Source organism: Streptococcus cristatus ATCC 51100 (assembly GCF_011612585.1).
GTDB lineage: Bacteria > Bacillota > Bacilli > Lactobacillales > Streptococcaceae > Streptococcus > Streptococcus cristatus_H.
Window position 1 is genome coordinate 751,619 of sequence record NZ_CP050133.1, and the last position, 18,550, is coordinate 770,168.

An 18,550-nucleotide genomic window follows, 5' to 3' on the forward strand; every position below is an offset into this window, starting at 1 on the left:
TTTCAGAAATGGAAGGAGGTATTTTTATGAATCGACAGGCGGCGCAGCTGATTACACGGGCTGCTATTAATAAAATTGGAAATATGCTTTATGACTATGGGAATAGCATCTGGCTTGCTTCTTTGGGAGCTCTGGGACAGACGGTCTTGGGCATTTATCAGATATCGGAGCTAGTCACTTCTATCTTATTTAATCCTTTGGGTGGGGCCATTACGGACCGCTTTTCCAGACGTAAGGTGCTGATGGTAACGGATTTGATTTGTGCCGGTCTTTGTTTGCTGATTTCTTTTATCTCTAATGATCAGCTCATGATTGGAGCGCTGATTTTTGCTAATGTGGTTCAGGCTATAGCCTTTGCCTTTTCTCGGCCAGCTAATAAGTCTTATATTACCGAAATTGTGGACAAGGAAGACATCGTAGCCTACAATTCTCATCTGGAACTGGCCTTGCAGGTCATCAGTGTCTCAGCTCCAGTTTTGTCTTTTATTGTGATGCAGTATGCAAATCTGCGTGTGACCCTTCAGCTGGATGCGCTGAGCTTCTTTCTGGCCTTTGCCTTAGTTTACTTTCTGCCTAATCATGAGCCAAGCAAGCAGCAGTTTCCCATTAATCTTGGAAATATCCTGATTGATATCAAGGAAGGCTTAGTTTATATCCGTCAGCAAAAGGAAATCTTCTTTCTACTCTTGGTAGCTTCTGCAGTCAATTTTTTCTTTGCGGCCTTTAATTACCTATTGCCTTTTACCAATCAGCTTTACGGTAAGACCGGCTCTTATGCGACCATTCTGAGTTTGGGTGCTATAGGCTCAATCATTGGAGCTATTCTAGCCAGCAAGGTCAAGGCCAGTATGGGCAACTTACTTGTAGCCCTGCTATTGACTGGTGTCGGGGTAGCAGTCATGGGCCTCTCTGCCTTGATACCAGTTCATCCATATTTTTCTTATTCTGGTAATCTTATCTGCGAGCTCTTTATGACTGTGTTCAACATTCATTTCTTCAGCCAGGTTCAGACCAAGGTGGATAAGCAGTATCTAGGCCGCGTTTTCTCAACGATTTACACGCTGGCAATTCTTTTCATGCCTCCTGCGACTTTTCTGATGACGCTGCTGCCAAGTGTCCGCACCCTTTCCTTTCTTCTGATTGGTTTCGGAGTGATGGGACTGGCTTTGATTTCCTACCTTTATCAAAAGAAAATAGAACAAACTAGGTTGGAGTGATTTCCAACCTAGTTTAATGTTTTGTCTTGCAAATCTTCAACTGAGAATTTTTAAATTCATTACCAGCCTAATTTGGCTTAGAACTTTATTTCCAAGCTACTAGTCCAATTGGCTGATAAATTAGTAGTGCGAAGTGTTTGAATCGCTTGTAGAAGAATTTTTTCCATTGGAATGTATATATAATCATTGTTCCTTGCTAGTAAAAGTAGTATGATGAAGTATAAGTAAAATTAATGGAGTGAGGAATGAAAGATTTTCATTTTGATGCGATTTCAGCATTTGAAAACTATAAAATTGAGGAGGCCAAAGATGGCCATGTTTTAGTAACCACAGAGGTCGTCCCCTCTTCTCTGAACTATTATGGCAATGCACATGGAGGCTACTTGTTTACCTTGTGCGATCAGATAAGTGGTTTGGTTGTCATTTCACAAGGAGCTGACGCTGTGACCTTGCAATCTTCCATCAACTATCTTAAAGCGGCTAAACTAGGCGATACTCTGAGCATTGAGGGGAGCTGTATCCATACTGGCCGGACGACTAGAGTGGTGGATGTGGATATTGTCAACCAAGATGGAAAGAATGTCTGCAAGGGGACCTTTACCATGTTTGTCACTGGCGAAAGGGGCGAAAATGCACAAGTTAGAATATAAACATTATCTTTTTGACTTTTACGGAACACTAGTAGATATCCGAACTGACGAAGAGGATCCGACTTTATGGTTGTATCTTTCCCGCATCTATGCAGTATATGGAGCAGATTATCAGCCAGAAGACTTGAAAAAGAAGTATGGACAATTGGTAGTAGAGCAGGAAAACAAGATAGCTCAAGAGAAAGGCCTTGCCTATCCAGAGGTTGATTTGGTGGCGGTTTTCATTCAGCTTTTGCAGGAAGCTCCAACTAAGCATGAAACCCAGACTCCGCTTCCAGATGTGCAGGCTTGGGGAGAGCAGCTGGCCGTAACGTTTCGGAGTTTGTCCCGTCGTCAGCTCCATGCCTATCCCAATACCTTGAAAGTTTTAAAGGCTATTAAGGACCAGGGAGGCGATGTTATTTTGCTCTCTAATGCTCAAAAGGCTTTTACAATGCCAGAAATTGAATTGACGGGTTGTGCTGCTTATCTGGACAAAGTTTATATTTCTTCGGATTATCAGATCAAAAAACCACAAGCAGAATGGTTAGAACTCGTACTGGAGGAGAATCAGTTCAATCCAGAAGCTACGGTGATGGTTGGCAATGATTTTTCTACGGATATGGCTATTGCTCAAGCTGTTGGAATTGATAGCGTTTTGCTGAACACCTTTCCATACTCAGCTGCAGAGATAAATAAGCTTAATAAAATGCAGGCCAGAGTCATTACGGATATAGAAGAACTGCTGGAAAATAGGAAGTAAAAGATGTTACGAGGTCTTTGAATGATTTATTCACAGCCAAAACTGTGGATAACTCAGAGAAACATTACGATTTGATGAAAAATTGTGGATAACCTTTATTAATTTGCTTTCTTATGATATAATAGCCCATATAAATAAAAATAGAAGAGGTATGTGAAATGTCACGTAAACCATTTATCGCTGGTAACTGGAAAATGAACAAAAATCCAGAAGAAGCAAAAGCATTTGTTGAAGCAGTTGCGTCAAAACTTCCTTCATCAGACCTTGTTGAAGCAGGTATCGCAGCTCCTGCAGTTGATTTGACAACTGTTCTTGCTGCTGCAAAAGGTTCAAACCTTAAAGTTGCTGCTCAAAACTGCTACTTTGAAAATGCAGGTGCTTTCACTGGTGAAACAAGCCCACAAGTTTTGAAAGAAATCGGTACTGACTACGTTGTTATCGGTCACTCAGAACGCCGTGACTACTTCCATGAAACTGACGAAGATATCAACAAAAAAGCTAAAGCAATCTTTGCAAACGGTATGCTTCCAATCATCTGTTGTGGTGAAAGCCTTGAAACTTACGAAGCTGGTAAAGCTGCTGAATTCGTAGGTGCTCAAGTATCTGCTGCATTGGCTGGCTTGACAGCTGAACAAGTTGCTGCAACTGTTATCGCTTATGAGCCAATCTGGGCTATCGGTACTGGTAAATCAGCTTCACAAGACGACGCACAAAAAATGTGTAAAGTTGTTCGTGACGTTGTAGCTGCTGACTTTGGTCAAGAAGTTGCTGACAAAGTTCGCGTTCAATACGGTGGTTCAGTTAAACCTGAAAATGTTGCAGAATACATGGCTTGTCCAGATGTGGACGGAGCTCTTGTTGGTGGAGCATCACTTGAAGCAGAAAGCTTCCTAGCTCTTCTTGATTTTGTGAAATAAGAATAACAATAAATGGCTTGTTGCCTTAAAGGTGGCAAGCTTTTTAAAAGTTTGGAGATAAAAGGTGAAATCAAAGGAACTTATCTATTTAGCCAGTACTGCCATATTGCTAGCAGCAACGGCTAACGTGGTACAGGCAGAAGAAAATACTCCGACAACCACAGACCCTGAAGTAGCTAAGGCAGAACTTCAAGTAGAAAAGGATCATCAACCTCAGCAGGTATCCTTACCAGAAGCGGTATCCACAGATCGTCAAGTCAAACAAGAAAGCTCGGCCGCAAAATCTGAAGCTAGTACAGTATACAAGGCACCAGAAAATCTGGCACCTGCTGCTAGTCTGGTCAAGGAGAATGTGCCAGAAAATAAAGCGAGTGAACAAGCAAAGGCAGCTGCTTCTGAAGCGATTCAGAATCCAGTAAAGGCTGAGCAGACTTCCCCAGCGATCAGCGCCAATCCTGTATCTAAAAAAGGCAGCACTTCTTTTTATAATGCGGCTTCTTCAGCAGGACAAACAGCGCGTGGGAATTCACAAGCAGAAATCAAGGGCTCTACCTTTGTGGATGTGAGTAGTCATAACGGCCATATCAGCGTAGAAGACTATCGCCAATTAGCATCCAAAGGTGTTGGCGGTGTCGTTGTCAAACTGACAGAAGGAACCCACTATACTAATCCTTATGCTGAGTCTCAGGTTCGAAATGCGCAAGCAGCTGGTTTGCAAGTATCAACCTATGCCTTCTCGCACTATACAAATGATGCAGAAGCGAGAGCAGAGGCTCGTTACTATGCTGCTTTTGCTAATAAACTGTCCCTGCCTAAAAATACAGTCATGGTCAATGACATGGAAGACCCTAAAATGCAAACGGGGATCAACCAGCATACTCAGGCTTGGGCAGATGAAATGCGCAAGCAGGGATATGCAAATCTGATGTATTACACAAGTGCTAGCTGGGTTGACCAGAACAACCTACGCCACAAAGGTTCAATCAATACATCTCTCTTTGGCCTTGATAATTTTTGGATTGCTCAGTACCCAGCACCGAAGCTAAGTGCAAATGATGCTAAAAATTTGAAGTACAATAGCAGAGCAGGAGCTTGGCAATTTACTTCTCAAGCGCAACTGCTTTCTGGTAAGCATGTTTTTGACCAAAGTATTGACTACTCTGGTAGATTTACAGCTAGAGCTACTTTGGTTAAACAACCGCTGACAGGTAAGATTAGTATTCAAAATAATAATCCAAAAACTGGCACATTTGATGTTGTTGTTTCCGAAGTTTCCGCACCACATGGAGTTCAGGAAGTTAAACTTCCGACTTGGTCCAGTGAGCGTGGACAAGATGATATTGTTTGGTACACTGCAACGAAGCAAGCCAACGGGACTTATAAGCTGACAGTGAATGCTGCCAACCATAAAGGTTCTACGGGCGAATACAATGTTCATTTGTATTACGTTCAAGGTGACGGCAAGTTAGTCGGCGTCGGTGGTACAACGACTAAGGTTTCAGTTGCTAAGCCAGAAGGCAAGCTGACTATTGCCAACAATAATCCCAAGACCGGTACATTCGATGTGATTGTTTCTGAGGTTTCTAGCCCACAAGGGGTTCGTGAAGTCTTGCTTCCAACTTGGTCAAATGAGAATGATCAGGATGATATTATCTGGCACAAGGCTCAAAGACAGTCAGACGGTACATATAAATTTACCGTCCGTGCTAGCGAGCACAAGAATTCTGTCGGCGACTACAGTGTCCACTTGTACTATGTCCAAAACGATGGTAAGATGGTTGGTGTCGGTGGCACAACGACTAAGGTGTCCGTTGCGAAGCCAGAAGGCAAGCTGACTATTACCAACAACAATCCCAAGACGGGTACATTCGATGTGATCGTGTCCGAGGTTTCTAGCCCACAAGGGGTTCGTGAAGTCTTGCTTCCAACTTGGTCAAATGAGCAAGGTCAGGATGACATCATCTGGCACAAGGCACAGAAACAGTCAGATGGTACATATAAATTTACGGTTCGTGCTAGTGAGCATAAGAACTCTGTAGGTGACTACAGTGTCCACTTGTACTATGTCCAAAACGACGGCAAGTTAGTCGGCGTTGGTGGTACGACGACTAAGGTATCCGTTGCGAAACCAGAAGGCAAGCTGACTATTACCAACAACAATCCTAAGACTGGTACATTCGATGTGATCGTGTCCGAGGTTTCTAGTCCGCAAGGCGTTCGTGAAGTCTTGCTTCCGACTTGGTCAAATGAAAATGGTCAGGATGACATCATCTGGCACAAGGCACAGAAACAGTCAGACGGTACTTATAAATTCACCGTCCGTTCTAGCGAGCATAAGAACTCTGTAGGTGACTACAGTGTCCACTTGTACTATGTCCAAAATGACGGCAAGATGGTTGGTGTTGGTGGTACAACGACTAAGGTATCCGTTGCGAAACCAGAAGGCAAGCTGACTATTACCAACAATAATCCCAAGACCGGTACATTCGATGTGATCGTGTCCGAGGTTTCCAGCCCGCAAGGCGTTCGTGAAGTCTTACTTCCAACTTGGTCAAATGAACAAGGTCAGGATGACATCATCTGGCACAAGGCACAGAAACAGTCAGACGGTACATATAAATTCACGGTTCGAGCCAGCGAGCATAAGAATTCTGTCGGCGACTACAGCGTCCACTTGTACTATATTCAAAATGATGGCAAGTTGGTTGGTGTCGGTGGTACAACGACTAAGGTTAGTCTTGCTTCAGCTGCGAAACCAGAAGGCAAGTTGACTATTGCCAACAACAATCCCAAGACCGGTACATTCGATGTGATCGTGTCCGAGGTTTCTAGCCCCCAAGGTGTTCGTGAAGTACTGCTTCCAACTTGGTCAAATGAGAATGGTCAAGATGACATCATTTGGCACAAGGCACAAAGACAGTCAGACGGCACTTATAAATTCACCGTTCGTGCCAGTGAGCACAAAAACTCTGTCGGCGACTACAGTGTCCACTTGTACTATGTCCAAAACGACGGTAAGATGGTCGGTGTTGGTGGCACAACAACTAAGGTTTCCATTGCGACAGGGGAGAAACCACAGGGAAAAATCAGTATTCAAAATAAAAACAATGAAACTGGTGAATTTGATATCGTCGTTTCTGGTGTTGTAGCTCCAGAAGGTGTCAAAACTGTCTATTTGCCAACTTGGTCCAGTCAAAATGGACAAGATGATATTCAATGGTATACGGCGGAACGCCAAGCTGATGGTACTTATCGCAAGCATGTTTATGCAAGAGACCATAAAAATAGCCAAGGCGAGTACAATGTTCACCTATATTACTTGAACAATCGCAATCAGCTGCAAGGAGCTGGTGGAGAGAAGACCACGGTTTCTATCAAACATCCTCAATCGCCTAGCAATCAGCGTGATCGTGTTCTTGCAGCAGCAGCAGCGATGGTTGGCGTCAAGGGAGGCAGTGCTGAGCACCACCGTTTGGTCAATGACTATAATAGCGTTAGACCGCTACCAGTCGGTTATGCTGTAAAGAATTCAGATGACTGGTGCGACATTTTCACAACAGTTATTTTCCAAAGAGAAGGCTTGAGCGATCTCATCGGTCGCGAATGTGGTGTTGAGCGCCATATTCATATCTTTAAACGTCTAGGTATCTGGAATGAAGATGGTAATTCTACACCTAAAGCGGGCGATATTATCACCTTTAACTGGGATAAAGATACCCAGCAAAATGATGGCTGGGCTGATCATATCGGTATTGTCGAAAAAGTTGAAAATGGTATCATTCATACGATTGAAGGTAACAGTAACGACGAAGTTAAACGTAATACTTATCGTATTGGTCATGGAAATATCCGTGGTTTCGCGTCACCTCGTTATAGATAAACACAAAAAAACCAAGGGAAACCTTGGTTTTTTAACGTCTTAGCATTTTCTTTATGAGCTGAAGCAGCTTAAACTTGAGTGGGTTAGGATAATAACGGAAAGTCCCGATTTTTCGGACGATGAAGCCGTTGAAGTTCTGTTTGAAGCGCAGAACACCGTCAGAACCGTCGAAAATTCCCATAATACCGAGGAAATTATAAAATGGAATGCCTCTCTTGATGCTTTCGGTCATAACGTATTCCTGCAGCAGGGCTGGAGCGTAGAATTTGTTAAACTCAGGATAGGAGCCGCTGAAAAGATAGGTTGCTTCCTGGGGGGTGTAGATAAAGAGGCTGGCAGCCAAAACTTGGTCTTGGTCGCCGTACTTATCAATCAGTTCTTGGGCTTCTGCTTTGCGGGTTTCAAAGCTGTCAAACTGGCTGGAAAGCTCTCGCAGCTGATTTTGCTTCTTTTCAGACTGCGGATTTTTTTCCAAGTCTGCTTGCAGTTTCTGAATTTTCTGGCCCAGTTTATCTTGATCTTTTTGTAAGTTTTGGAGATAGTCCTGAAAGTTGAGACTGGCTGTCATAAAGTCCGCCTGTTGACCAAAGCTATCATAAAAATCTTGATAGTAGTCTAGTGGCTTGTCATCATATTCCCGCCGGTCAGAAGTAGCAGCTGTGATGTCTTTAAAAATGCTGAGTTGGTCACGTTCCAGTCTTTTTAGCTTGATACCAAAAGTATTAGCCTTTTTAACTGTCGCCTTGCCGTTTTTGCTGAAGGATTTGAGCAGGTCTTTCTCCGTCAGACCAGCTAAATCTTTGACATAATGCCAATCAGGCTCCCCGCCTGGATAGCCTGTCTGTAAGCCGTCAAAGGCAAAGCCCAAGTCAGTCAGTTGCTGGATAAGCTCGGCTTTTTCATCAGATGTGGGCTGGCCATTGCTGTCAAAGATCTGATAAGTCTCGTAGGGCTTGATGATCAGCTCTAGAGCGCCTTCTTTTTTAGCATAGGCCTGCAAAGCTTGATAGAAGGGGGTCAGGTATTGAGCATCAGTAGAGACAGGGCCGCAGTTGATTTCCATGTGAAGACCGCCAGTCATAGGCATGCTGTAGAGGACAGCAGACACCACTACCTGTCCCTGCGGGTCGGTGTAGCCGACATACTGGGTACTGAAGCCACGTTTGCTCAGCAGCTCTGCCATTTCTACGGTCTGCATAAAAGAACGTTGGGAGCTAGCTAAGGTATGCTGGATGAATTCTTCTTGGCTGAGAAGTTTAAAGGTCATAGGCTTCCTTTCTGTTAATGCTTGCTGCGCAGTTTCTTTCTGATAGTGTAGGCAAGATTGGAGAGATGATAGAGAGGATTGGTTGGCAGGTTAAACTCACCAGCGAATTCCTCAATGGTTGGATTGAACTTGGATTTAAAGCTGTAGAGACCGCCCTTGAGGTCGTTTTCGATTCCGCCCATATTTTGCCAATCTGCTCCGCGCTCAAAAGCGTGTCTAGCCGTTTCGTACCAAGTGATGATGGCAGGCTGATAACGACGGTATTCCTCATCCATTCCGGCATAGATATTTTCAGAGGTCTTGCCGTATTCTAAGACCAAGGTGCCAGACAGGGGAACGACAGCAGCCCCTTGACTGATTTTGTCCTGCAGAAAGTCAATCTCTTCTTGGAGGCGTTTTTGTTCTTGCTGGTTATTCTCAATCTTTCCGGGCTTGGTTTTCTCGGTAAATTTCTCTGCTTCCTTAAGTGTCTTGGTCAGCTGAGTCTGCAAGTCTTCCAAGCGTTCTTTTAGATCAATGCTGGATAAGGTGATGTAGGAGTGGTCAGGATAAGTGTCCAAGAGTTTTTGATAATAGTCTTTGCCGCGTAGGTGGATGTTTTTTCTATTTTCCGTTTTCTTCATCAGGGCTGAAAATTCATCCAGTAATTCTGCTCCGCCAAATTGGATTTGAATGTCTTTGTTACGGGCTGTACGAATAGCCTGTCGGGTACTCTTAGAAAGCAGCTCCTCGCTGAAATCTTCTTTATGGATATTGGCCTGCAAGCGAGGCTGGATGGTTTCATCCAGAGACTCAGTCCGTCCGACCCAGACAGCTCCTGCCTGCTGCAACTCTTGAATCAGTTCAACTGTCTCTGTATTGTCTTGCAATTCAGCACCCATCTTGCTTTCTGCCAGAAAGAGGCTGGGGTCAAACTTGACAAAGAGCGCTTTTTTCTCCTTGGCAAATTTCTTGAGCGACGCCAAAACAAAGGTCAGCAGCTCTTTGTCACCATAGTCCATGATGGGACCGCGCGGAATATAAAGCATGGTCATCCTCAAGGGCAGTGGTTTAATCAGGACACTGGCTGCAGCAACCAAATGGTCGTCTTTATAGAAGCCCAGACGTTCATTTCCCCAGTTATCCTTGATTTGAGCCCAGGCAGAACTCTGCAGAAGATTGGCCTGCGGATGAGCCGTGACAAAATCATCGTGTTCTTGAGCTGAAATTCCAATTTTGTAGCTAAACATTATTTTAAAACCCACTCTCTAATAGCGTGTGCTACGCCAGATTCTTCGTTCGACTTGGTGATGTATTTGGCGATTTTCTTGAGTTCCTCTCTGCCGTTTTCCATGACAACAGGAGAGCCGACTGCTTCTAGCATGGCGCGGTCGTTTTCTTCATCACCAATAGCCATGGTCTGCTCCTTGCTCAAGCCAAGTTTTTCAGCTAGATGGAGGATAGCAGCCCCTTTATTGACAGTTTTTTTGACAATTTCTAGATAGAAAGGAGCTGATTTAACTAGTGTATATTTTTCGGTTAATTCCGGTGGAAGCTTGGCAATGGCTGCGTCCAAAATTTCTGGCTCATCGACATACATGCACTTGACGATTTCTTTATCAGCCATTTCTTCAGGCGTACGATAGAAGATCGGCATGTTGACCAGATTGGACTCGTAAACAGTGTACTTGCCGATGTTGCGATTGGCCGTATAGATGCCGTCTTTTGTGATGGCATGCATGTGAACGCCTAATTTTCGCCCGAGCAGTTCGATATCCAGATAGTCGTCGTAGGTTAGTGTTTCTTTGATTAATTCTTGACCTGTAACAGTATCCTGCACCAGTCCGCCATTGAAAGTCACGACATAGTTGCCTGGCTGATTAAGCTTTAGCTCCTCGAGGAGTTTTTTAACACCTGCAATAGGACGGCCGGTCGCAATGACGATTTTGACGCCAGCAGCCTTGGCATCCTGAACAGCACTGAAGACTTCAGGCGTGATTTCTTTTTGGTTATTTACAAGGGTGCCGTCAATGTCAACGGCAACTAATTTGATAGACATATTATTCTCCGTAGGTAAATTGGTCGTTTTTGATATAGTGCATAAAGGTCTGGTTTTTTTCGCTGAAAAGTCCTGTATCTGCCAGCATTTCCTTGGGGAAGTAGAAGCGATTGTCGCCCTGTCTGGTGCCGGCCAGCGAATGGACGATAGGAGACAGGCTGGACAGTTCTGCTAAGCTGCCATCTTTTTGCAGAATCTCAATCTGGGTCCGGGGTTTTTCAACATCGGGCCTGTAGAAATCATAGGGCAAATCAAAATTACGATGGATAGCAGTATAGTAATCAGGGTCAAAGCCAACTTGTCCAACAAGGTCTCGCATGATATCCAAATGCGCTTCGTTCTCCTGGGAGAAGACGATAGACTTGAAGACCTTGCGGTTAATAAAACGCTGAGCCAAGTCAGATAAAATCTTGTCTGGACTCGTCATCCAAACTTGGAAATAGGTATTCATAACACCATCATCCAAGGCCAGATAATCCTGCAGGGTCACTCTGTTTTCAAAGAATGAAATGAGATTGGGCGATGACAGCGCAAAATAATCCTTCTGAGCCGGATAGAGAAACTTGGCCCGCTTGAGCAGATTTTGCAGCAGAACTTCCATAGCTCGACTGGCCGGGTGGAAATAAACCTGCATGTACATCTGGTAGCGGCTGACTACATAGTCTTCTACTGCATGCATGCCATTGCGCTTGAAGGCGATGCCGTTTTCTACTGGACAAATCACTCGTAAAATTCTGGTTAAGTCAAATTGCCCATAGGAAGCGCCGGTAAAGAAGGAATCTCGTAAGAGGTAGTCCATCCGATCCACATCAATCTGGCTGGAAATCAGCTGGACCACTTGCTTATTGGGGTAGGTATGGTTGATGACGCTAGCTACCTTTTCTGGAAAGTCCGGCGAAACCTGCACCAAGACCTGATGAATCTCTGTCTCAGGACTAGTGATGATTTGCCGCGTAATGTCCTCATGGTCGGTATCAAAGAGGCGTTCAAAAGTATGTGAATAAGCGCCATGTCCCAAGTCATGCAAAAGAGCAGCCGTCATGGTCAGCAGACTTTCGTGACTGTCCCAGACCTTGCTGTATTTTTCATTGAAAATCTTGGTGATACGTCGGGCAATCTCATAAGCTCCCAGACAATGCGAAAAACGGCTGTGCTCCCCGCCGTGGAAGGTATAGCCGGAAGTACCCAGCTGTTTGATGCGGCGCAGCCGTTGAAATTCTTTGGTATTGATTAAATCATAAATGACCTGATGATCCACATGCACATAATTATGGACAGGATCTCGAAATACTTTTTCAATCATAGTCCTATTATATCATAAATGCTCAGTGGACGAAATTCAAAGCCTGAAGTAGAAAGGAAGAATTCTCAAGAAATTTTTGGTAAAATAGAGGAAAGAAACAAGGAATGTGAGAAAATCATGAAAATTAGAATGAGAAATCAAATCAAATTAGATGAACAAATGGAGTTGATTGACCAGGTCTACGATGTAGAATGGACAAAAAAAGGAAGCAATAACTATTTGATTTATCAGAGCGAGGAGCAGGAAAAGGTCGTTCTGAAGTTTGATGAGGACAAGCTGACCATGACCCGCTTTTCTGAGCCTAAGACTATTCTTCATTTTATTAAGAATGGTCAGCATGTAGTATCCATCCCGACTCCGCTAGGAGCTCAACAGTTTGTGACAGACACTCAGCACTATCACTTAGATGCAGAAAATCAAGATTTGGAACTTCACTATGATTTGAAAAGGGCCGACGATGATCAGCTTTTTGCTTCCTATCAGATGAAAATCGAATGGACGGAAGAAAAGTTTGAAAAATAACAGCTCTGCCTTGAAAAATACAAAAATTTTGGTATAATAAATACACTCAAGGGAGTAGCTAACGGTTTTACCGTTACAAGGTCGTCAATACGAAAGAAATTTCCGGCCTTGTATGAAATAGCGAGACTTGTTAATCAACAGGTCTCTTTTTTGTTTATTTTGAAAGAGGCCCATCAAAAGGAGGAGACATTTTGTCAAAAGAACAAAAGCGCCAAGCTTTTTATACGCAAAGTCCTGAGGAAGTTTTGCAAGCAATGGAAGCTTCCAAACAAGGGTTGACCAGCAGCCAAGCCCAGCAACGTTTGTCGGACTACGGTCGCAATGAATTGGAAGAAGGAGAGAAAAAGACTCTCTTGATGAAATTCATTGAGCAGTTCAAGGACTTGATGATTATCATCTTGTTGGTAGCGGCTATCTTGTCTGTTGTGACGTCAGGTGGTGAGGATATTGCGGATGCTGTGATTATCTTAGCTGTTGTCATCATCAATGCTATCTTTGGTGTCTACCAAGAAGGTAAGGCTGAAGAAGCCATTGCGGCTCTCAAATCTATGTCCAGCCCAGCTGCGCGTGTCCTGCGTGATGGCCATGTCACAGAGGTTGATTCTAAGGATTTGGTGCCTGGCGATATCGTCAGACTGGAAGCCGGCGATGTTGTCCCAGCAGATATGCGACTGTTGGAAGCTAATTCCCTGAAGATCGAAGAAGCCGCTCTGACAGGTGAGTCTGTGCCAGTTGAGAAAGATTTGACTGTCGACGTAGCAGCAGATGCTGGTATTGGCGACCGTGTGAATATGGCCTTCCAAAACTCCAATGTCACTTACGGTCGAGGAGTAGGGGTTGTTGTCAATACAGGTATGTACACAGAAGTCGGTCATATCGCAGGCATGTTGCAAGATGCAGATGAGACTGATACGCCACTCAAGCAAAATCTCAATAGCCTGTCTAAGGTTCTGACCTATGCGATCCTAGTGATTGCTGCGGTGACCTTTGTAGTCGGTGTTTTCATTCAAGGAAAAGATCCGCTTGGTGAATTGATGACTTCGGTTGCTCTTGCAGTTGCAGCTATTCCAGAAGGTCTGCCTGCTATCGTTACTATCGTCTTGGCTTTGGGAACACAGGTTCTGGCTAAGCGAAATTCGATTGTCCGTAAGTTGCCAGCAGTAGAAACGCTTGGTTCAACTGAAATTATCGCTTCAGATAAGACCGGTACCCTGACCATGAATAAGATGACGGTCGAAAAAGTCTTTTATGACGGAGTTCTGAATGAAGCTGGACAAGATATTGAACTTGGCTTGGAACTGCCACTCTTACGTTCTGTTGTCTTAGCCAATGATACCAAGATTGACCAAGAAGGGAAGCTAATTGGTGACCCAACAGAAACAGCCTTCATCCAGTATGCTTTGGACAAGGGTTATGATGTCAAAGGATTTTTAGAGAAATATCCTCGTGTAGCTGAGCTGCCATTTGACTCAGACCGTAAGCTCATGTCTACTGTCCATCCATTGCCAGACGGGAAGTTCCTCGTGGCGGTCAAGGGAGCTCCTGACCAACTCTTGAAACGCTGTGTTGCCCGTGATAAGGCTGGAGCTATTGCGGCGATTGATGATGTTACTTCACAGTTGATCAAGTCTAATAACTCAGAAATGGCTCACCAAGCTCTGCGCGTGCTGGCTGGTGCCTACAAGATTATTGATGCAGTTCCAACCGACTTGACATCTGAAAATCTAGAAAATGATTTAATCTTTACAGGTTTAATCGGTATGATTGACCCTGAGCGTGCCGAAGCGGCAGAAGCCGTTCGTGTGGCTAAGGAAGCAGGAATCCGTCCAATCATGATCACAGGTGACCACCAAGACACAGCAGAAGCAATTGCTAAGCGTTTGGGAATCATTGAAGCTGGAGATACGGAAGACCATGTTTTGACTGGTGCTGAACTCAATGAACTTTTAGATGCAGAATTTGAAAAAGTGGTTGGTCAATACTCTGTCTATGCTCGGGTTTCTCCTGAACACAAGGTTCGTATCGTGAAAGCATGGCAAAACCAAGGTAAGGTCGTTGCCATGACAGGTGATGGTGTCAATGACGCACCAGCTCTGAAGACAGCCGATATCGGTATCGGTATGGGAATCACAGGTACAGAGGTTTCTAAGGGAGCTTCTGACATGATTCTGGCGGATGATAATTTTGCAACCATTATCGTTGCAGTCGAAGAAGGACGGAAGGTCTTCTCTAATATTCAAAAGACCATCCAGTATCTCCTTTCAGCTAATACAGCTGAAGTGCTGACTATTTTCTTGGCAACCCTCTTTGGATGGGATGTCTTGCAACCAGTTCATCTGCTTTGGATCAACTTGGTAACGGATACTTTCCCAGCTATCGCTCTTGGTGTTGAACCTGCCGAGCCAGGTGTCATGACTCACAAGCCTCGTGGTCGTAAGTCTAGCTTCTTCTCTGGTGGTGTCATGAGTTCCATCATCTATCAAGGATTGCTACAAGGTGCTCTCGTTCTATCCGTCTATGGCTATGCTATTGCTAATCCTGTACATATTGGTGATGTAAAAGCGATCCATGCGGATGCCCTTACCATGGCCTTTGCAACTCTTGGACTTATTCAGCTCTTCCATGCTTACAATGTGAAATCTGTTTACCAATCTATCTTTACAGTTGGTCCATTCAAGTCTAAGACTTTTAACTGGTCTATCCTGGTTTCTTTCATCCTATTGATTTCAACTATTGTAATTGATCCACTGGAAAAGATTTTCCATGTGACTAAGTTAGATGTGACTCAATGGGCTGTTGTCCTGATCGGCAGTTTCTCTATGATTATCATTGTTGAAATTGTGAAGTTCATCCAACGTAAATTAGGTATGGACAAGAATGCCATTTAACAGCAAAAAGTCATCTACGGATGGCTTTTTTATGTACAAGGCGGTATAATCAACTTCAAAGAGTTTAACTCGAAAGGACGGTGAAAGTATGTATCAAAATTTACGAAAGAAGTTGGAAGAAGCTTCTCCTTTATATTGTGAAGAAGAAATCTTATGGTTGCTGGATCATATTGGTCATCCAGAAGCGACAATCCGTGATGAGTTAGTCTTTTCGTCCTTGGCAAGGGGACTTCAGGCTGATTTGTTTTCAGTTGAACAGTTTCGTTTCTTGGCTCAAGAGGCAGTCAAAAGACAAGGTTTTTTTTACAAGAGTGACGAAAATGGTCAAGCCACCTTAACACGTTCCTTCACGGCTTTGCTTTATGCTAATCTCTTAAACTGTGATGGTAATCCAAACTCTTTGTATTATCAGGCTTTATCAGTACAAGAAAGAACCTATTTACTAGATAAGGGGCTAAGCTATTTGTCAGTAGAAAGAGACACAAGAGGTTACTCCAGGAAATACGGTTGGGTTCATGCCTTCGCTCATGGAGCAGACTTATTGACAGAAGTGGCTTGTCATCCGGACTTTCCCTCCAGTAGGATGCCAGAGATTCTAGAGGTTCTTCATCAAGTTTTTAAAAGAGTTTCAGTCCGTTTCGGAAATGATGAGGACTGGCGCTTAGCCCAGGTGCTCTATCAAGCTGTTTTAAAGGAAAAACTGTCGCAGCATGAACTTAGACTGTGGCTTCAATCACAGAATTTTCCCTTGGAAAGCAAGCAAGACTTCATAGCTTTTTCCAATTTTCGCTCTTGTTTATTAGAAGTCTATGTGCAGTTAGACAGCAAAAAACAGCTCTCAGATGAGCTGAGAGCTGCTATTCAAACATTCCATTACTGAACTTCAATCACCGTTACAGCATCTCGCAGTTCATCTGCCAAGTGTTTTTTCTTATAGTCTAGAAATTCGACTAAATCTTTAACAGCATTATAACGCTTGTGCAGGCGGTGCATCTGGGGAATTTGATACTGAGGAAAGTCATTAAAAAAGTTCCGAGTCAGTTTCCATTCGCGGATGTAGCCTAGAGGACGCATATGGTAGCGGACACCTTCGATAATACGGCTTTGGTGGCGGTGGTGGAGATGGCCGAAAACTACCTCTTTCACCTTGTATTTGACAAAGATCCGATGAAAAGCTTGGCTTCCTAGGAAGGCGTTGAAGCGTTGGAAATAGGGATGGTCGTATAGAAAGTCTTGATGGGGAACAAAATGCAGAGCAATAATAACGGGACCATCTAAAGTCATCAGCAGTTTTTCCAACTCTTGCAGCGTCTGAGCTGTAATGCTAGGGTCGTCAAGTTGACGCTCCAATCTACGGTCAAACCAGAAATTGGTCTTGGTTCTCAGATGCTCTTCCTTGCTTTTTTCTGGAACAAAGCTGTAGTCGTACCAGCCAGAAAAGCTGACGAGCTTAGTTTGTCCGAACTGCTGGACCTGAAAATCATGGTTTGAAATTTCTTCTTCAGAAAGTCCCAGCATATCGTGGTTTCCCAGATTAAAAGAAATGGGAATCTCTTGCTTCAAAGTTTCAAGAAAGGGCAAACTGATCTTGTTCAGGTCGTTGGACAGGTCCCCTGCAATGTGTAGATGGTCAATTTGCTCCTCTTTTAAAAGCTGGCAAAGAGTTTGCCGCTCAAAATCTCCAAACTGATTAGAGTCTAGATGGAGGTCGCTCATAAATCCGATTCTTGTCATGATTTTAGTCTAGCATATTTTGAAAAACTTGAAAATATTTAAGCGTCTTATGGAGGGGATCACTTCTATCTGAATCCCAAATAGATTATTAGAACCTTGTAATCCAGAATAATTCTTCCAACCCCATGTCATTATATTACTTTTTTAACAATTCCGTAACAAGCAGCTCCCATTCTTGCCTATCCATTAAAAATTGTATAAAATGAAGGTGCTTCATTATCCGATTAGGCAAATGTCTGAAAATGTGTTATAATAAAACGATATATGAAAAGAGGTATTTATGGACATTTCAGAAATTCGTCAAAAGATTGACGCAAATCGTGAAAAATTAGCTTCTTTCAGGGGGTCTCTTTGACTTAGAAGGTCTGGAAGAAGAAATTGCCATCTTAGAAAATAAGATGACAGAACCTGACTTTTGGGACGACAACATTGCAGCCCAGAAGACATCTCAAGAGCTCAATGAACTCAAGCAAACCTATGAAAATTTTCATCAGATGACCGAGCTTTTTGATGAATCGGAAATCTTGCTTGATTTTCTGGCTGAGGACGACTCGGTTCAAGAAGAGTTGGAAGAAAAGTTAACCGAGCTTGATAAAATGATGACCAGCTATGAGATGACTCTCTTGCTGTCAGAGCCTTATGATAATAACAACGCCATTCTTGAAATTCACCCAGGATCTGGTGGTACAGAGGCTCAGGATTGGGGCGATATGCTGTTGCGAATGTACACGCGCTTCGGCAATGCCAAGGGCTTCAAAGTAGAAGTCTTGGACTATCAGGCTGGCGATGAGGCTGGGATTAAGTCAGTGACCCTATCATTTGAAGGGCCGCATGCTTATGGTATACTCAAGTCAGAGATGGGCGTTCATCGCTTGGTTCGGATTTCGCCATTTGATTCGGCGAAACGTCGTCATACTTCCTTTACCTCAGTAGAGGTCATGCCAGAGTTGGACGATACTATTGAGGTAGAGGTCCGTGATGATGACATCAAGATGGATACTTTCCGTTCAGGTGGAGCCGGCGGACAGAACGTCAATAAGGTATCAACTGGTGTGAGATTGACCCATATTCCGACAGGAATTGTCGTACAGTCTACCGTTGACCGAACCCAGTATGGAAACCGTGACCGAGCTATGAAAATGCTGCAGGCCAAGCTTTATCAGTTGGAGCAAGAGAAAAAAGCAGCAGAAGTCGATTCGCTCAAGGGAGATAAAAAAGAGATTTCTTGGGGCAGTCAGATTCGTTCTTATGTCTTTACTCCCTATACTATGGTCAAAGATCATCGAACTAGCTATGAAGTAGCTCAGGTAGATAAGGTTATGGACGGAGACTTAGACGGATTTATTGATGCCTATTTAAAATGGAGACTCAACTAAAAACAGAGTGAAATCG

Annotated in this window: 14 protein-coding genes; 9 read left to right on the forward strand and 5 right to left on the reverse strand. The window is 43.7% G+C overall.

Annotated elements, in window-relative coordinates:
• Nucleotides 1-26: 26 nt before the first annotated feature.
• The 5 genes from HBA50_RS03720 to HBA50_RS03740 all read left to right on the forward strand — a co-directional run bounded on the left by HBA50_RS03720 (nucleotide 27) and on the right by HBA50_RS03740 (nucleotide 7,406).
• On the forward strand, nucleotides 27-1,217 hold the full coding sequence (locus HBA50_RS03720; RefSeq protein WP_045496689.1) for an MFS transporter: 1,191 nt from the start codon (nucleotides 27-29) through the stop codon (nucleotides 1,215-1,217).
• A 245-nt stretch (nucleotides 1,218-1,462) separates the two neighbouring features.
• On the forward strand, nucleotides 1,463-1,867 hold the full coding sequence (locus HBA50_RS03725; RefSeq protein WP_045496692.1) for a PaaI family thioesterase: 405 nt from the start codon (nucleotides 1,463-1,465) through the stop codon (nucleotides 1,865-1,867).
• Nucleotides 1,848-2,609: an HAD family hydrolase gene (locus tag HBA50_RS03730; protein WP_045496695.1), complete on the forward strand. Its 762-nt coding sequence runs from the start codon at nucleotides 1,848-1,850 to the stop codon at nucleotides 2,607-2,609. The genes HBA50_RS03725 and HBA50_RS03730 overlap by 20 nt, the downstream gene beginning before the upstream one ends.
• Before the next feature lie 158 nt (nucleotides 2,610-2,767).
• On the forward strand, nucleotides 2,768-3,526 hold the full coding sequence (tpiA, locus tag HBA50_RS03735; RefSeq protein ID WP_045496698.1) for a triose-phosphate isomerase: 759 nt from the start codon (nucleotides 2,768-2,770) through the stop codon (nucleotides 3,524-3,526).
• A 64-nt stretch (nucleotides 3,527-3,590) separates the two neighbouring features.
• Nucleotides 3,591-7,406 (forward strand): GBS Bsp-like repeat-containing protein, encoded by a 3,816-nt coding sequence (locus tag HBA50_RS03740; RefSeq protein WP_045496701.1) that lies wholly within the window; start codon nucleotides 3,591-3,593, stop codon nucleotides 7,404-7,406.
• A gap of 31 nt (nucleotides 7,407-7,437) precedes the next feature.
• Here the strand turns inward: HBA50_RS03740 and HBA50_RS03745 are convergent, their stop codons facing one another.
• The 4 genes from HBA50_RS03745 to HBA50_RS03760 are packed head-to-tail and all read right to left on the reverse strand — an operon-like array spanning nucleotide 7,438 to nucleotide 12,014.
• Entirely contained in the window at nucleotides 7,438-8,673 is a 1,236-nt protein-coding gene (locus HBA50_RS03745) for an aminoacyltransferase (protein ID WP_045496704.1), read from the reverse strand.
• Nucleotides 8,674-8,687: 14 nt separating this feature from the next.
• On the reverse strand, nucleotides 8,688-9,902 hold the full coding sequence (locus tag HBA50_RS03750; protein WP_045496707.1) for an aminoacyltransferase: 1,215 nt from the start codon (nucleotides 9,900-9,902) through the stop codon (nucleotides 8,688-8,690).
• Nucleotides 9,902-10,711 (reverse strand): sugar-phosphatase, encoded by an 810-nt coding sequence (gene yidA / locus HBA50_RS03755; RefSeq protein ID WP_045496709.1) that lies wholly within the window; start codon nucleotides 10,709-10,711, stop codon nucleotides 9,902-9,904. Before yidA ends, HBA50_RS03750 begins: the two co-directional genes overlap by 1 nt.
• 1 nt (nucleotide 10,712) lies before the next feature.
• Nucleotides 10,713-12,014 (reverse strand): HD domain-containing protein, encoded by a 1,302-nt coding sequence (locus HBA50_RS03760; protein ID WP_045496713.1) that lies wholly within the window; start codon nucleotides 12,012-12,014, stop codon nucleotides 10,713-10,715.
• A gap of 117 nt (nucleotides 12,015-12,131) precedes the next feature.
• Here HBA50_RS03760 and HBA50_RS03765 point away from each other — a divergent pair, with 117 nt between their 5' ends.
• The 3 genes from HBA50_RS03765 to HBA50_RS03775 all read left to right on the forward strand — a co-directional run bounded on the left by HBA50_RS03765 (nucleotide 12,132) and on the right by HBA50_RS03775 (nucleotide 16,304).
• On the forward strand, nucleotides 12,132-12,536 hold the full coding sequence (locus HBA50_RS03765; RefSeq protein WP_045496716.1) for a YwiB family protein: 405 nt from the start codon (nucleotides 12,132-12,134) through the stop codon (nucleotides 12,534-12,536).
• A gap of 191 nt (nucleotides 12,537-12,727) precedes the next feature.
• Nucleotides 12,728-15,424 carry a cation-translocating P-type ATPase gene (locus HBA50_RS03770; protein WP_045496719.1) on the forward strand — a complete coding sequence of 899 codons (2,697 nt, stop codon included), beginning with the start codon at nucleotides 12,728-12,730 and terminating at the stop codon, nucleotides 15,422-15,424.
• Between the two features lie 88 nt (nucleotides 15,425-15,512).
• Complete coding sequence (locus HBA50_RS03775) at nucleotides 15,513-16,304, forward strand: DUF2785 domain-containing protein (protein WP_045496722.1); 792 nt, start codon at nucleotides 15,513-15,515, stop codon at nucleotides 16,302-16,304.
• Here HBA50_RS03775 and HBA50_RS03780 read toward each other — a convergent pair.
• Nucleotides 16,298-17,158, reverse strand: a complete 861-nt coding sequence (locus HBA50_RS03780; protein ID WP_045496725.1) for a metallophosphoesterase — start codon at nucleotides 17,156-17,158, stop codon at nucleotides 16,298-16,300. The genes HBA50_RS03775 and HBA50_RS03780 overlap by 7 nt on opposite strands.
• Nucleotides 17,159-17,438: 280 nt before the next feature.
• On the opposite strand from HBA50_RS03780, the gene prfB reads away from it, so the two are divergent.
• A protein-coding gene (prfB, locus tag HBA50_RS03785) for a peptide chain release factor 2 (RefSeq protein ID WP_142322394.1) occupies nucleotides 17,439-18,534 on the forward strand; the annotation gives its coding sequence in 2 pieces (ribosomal slippage) (nucleotides 17,439-17,510 and nucleotides 17,512-18,534; 1,095 coding nt in all).
• Nucleotides 18,535-18,550 lie beyond the last annotated feature (16 nt).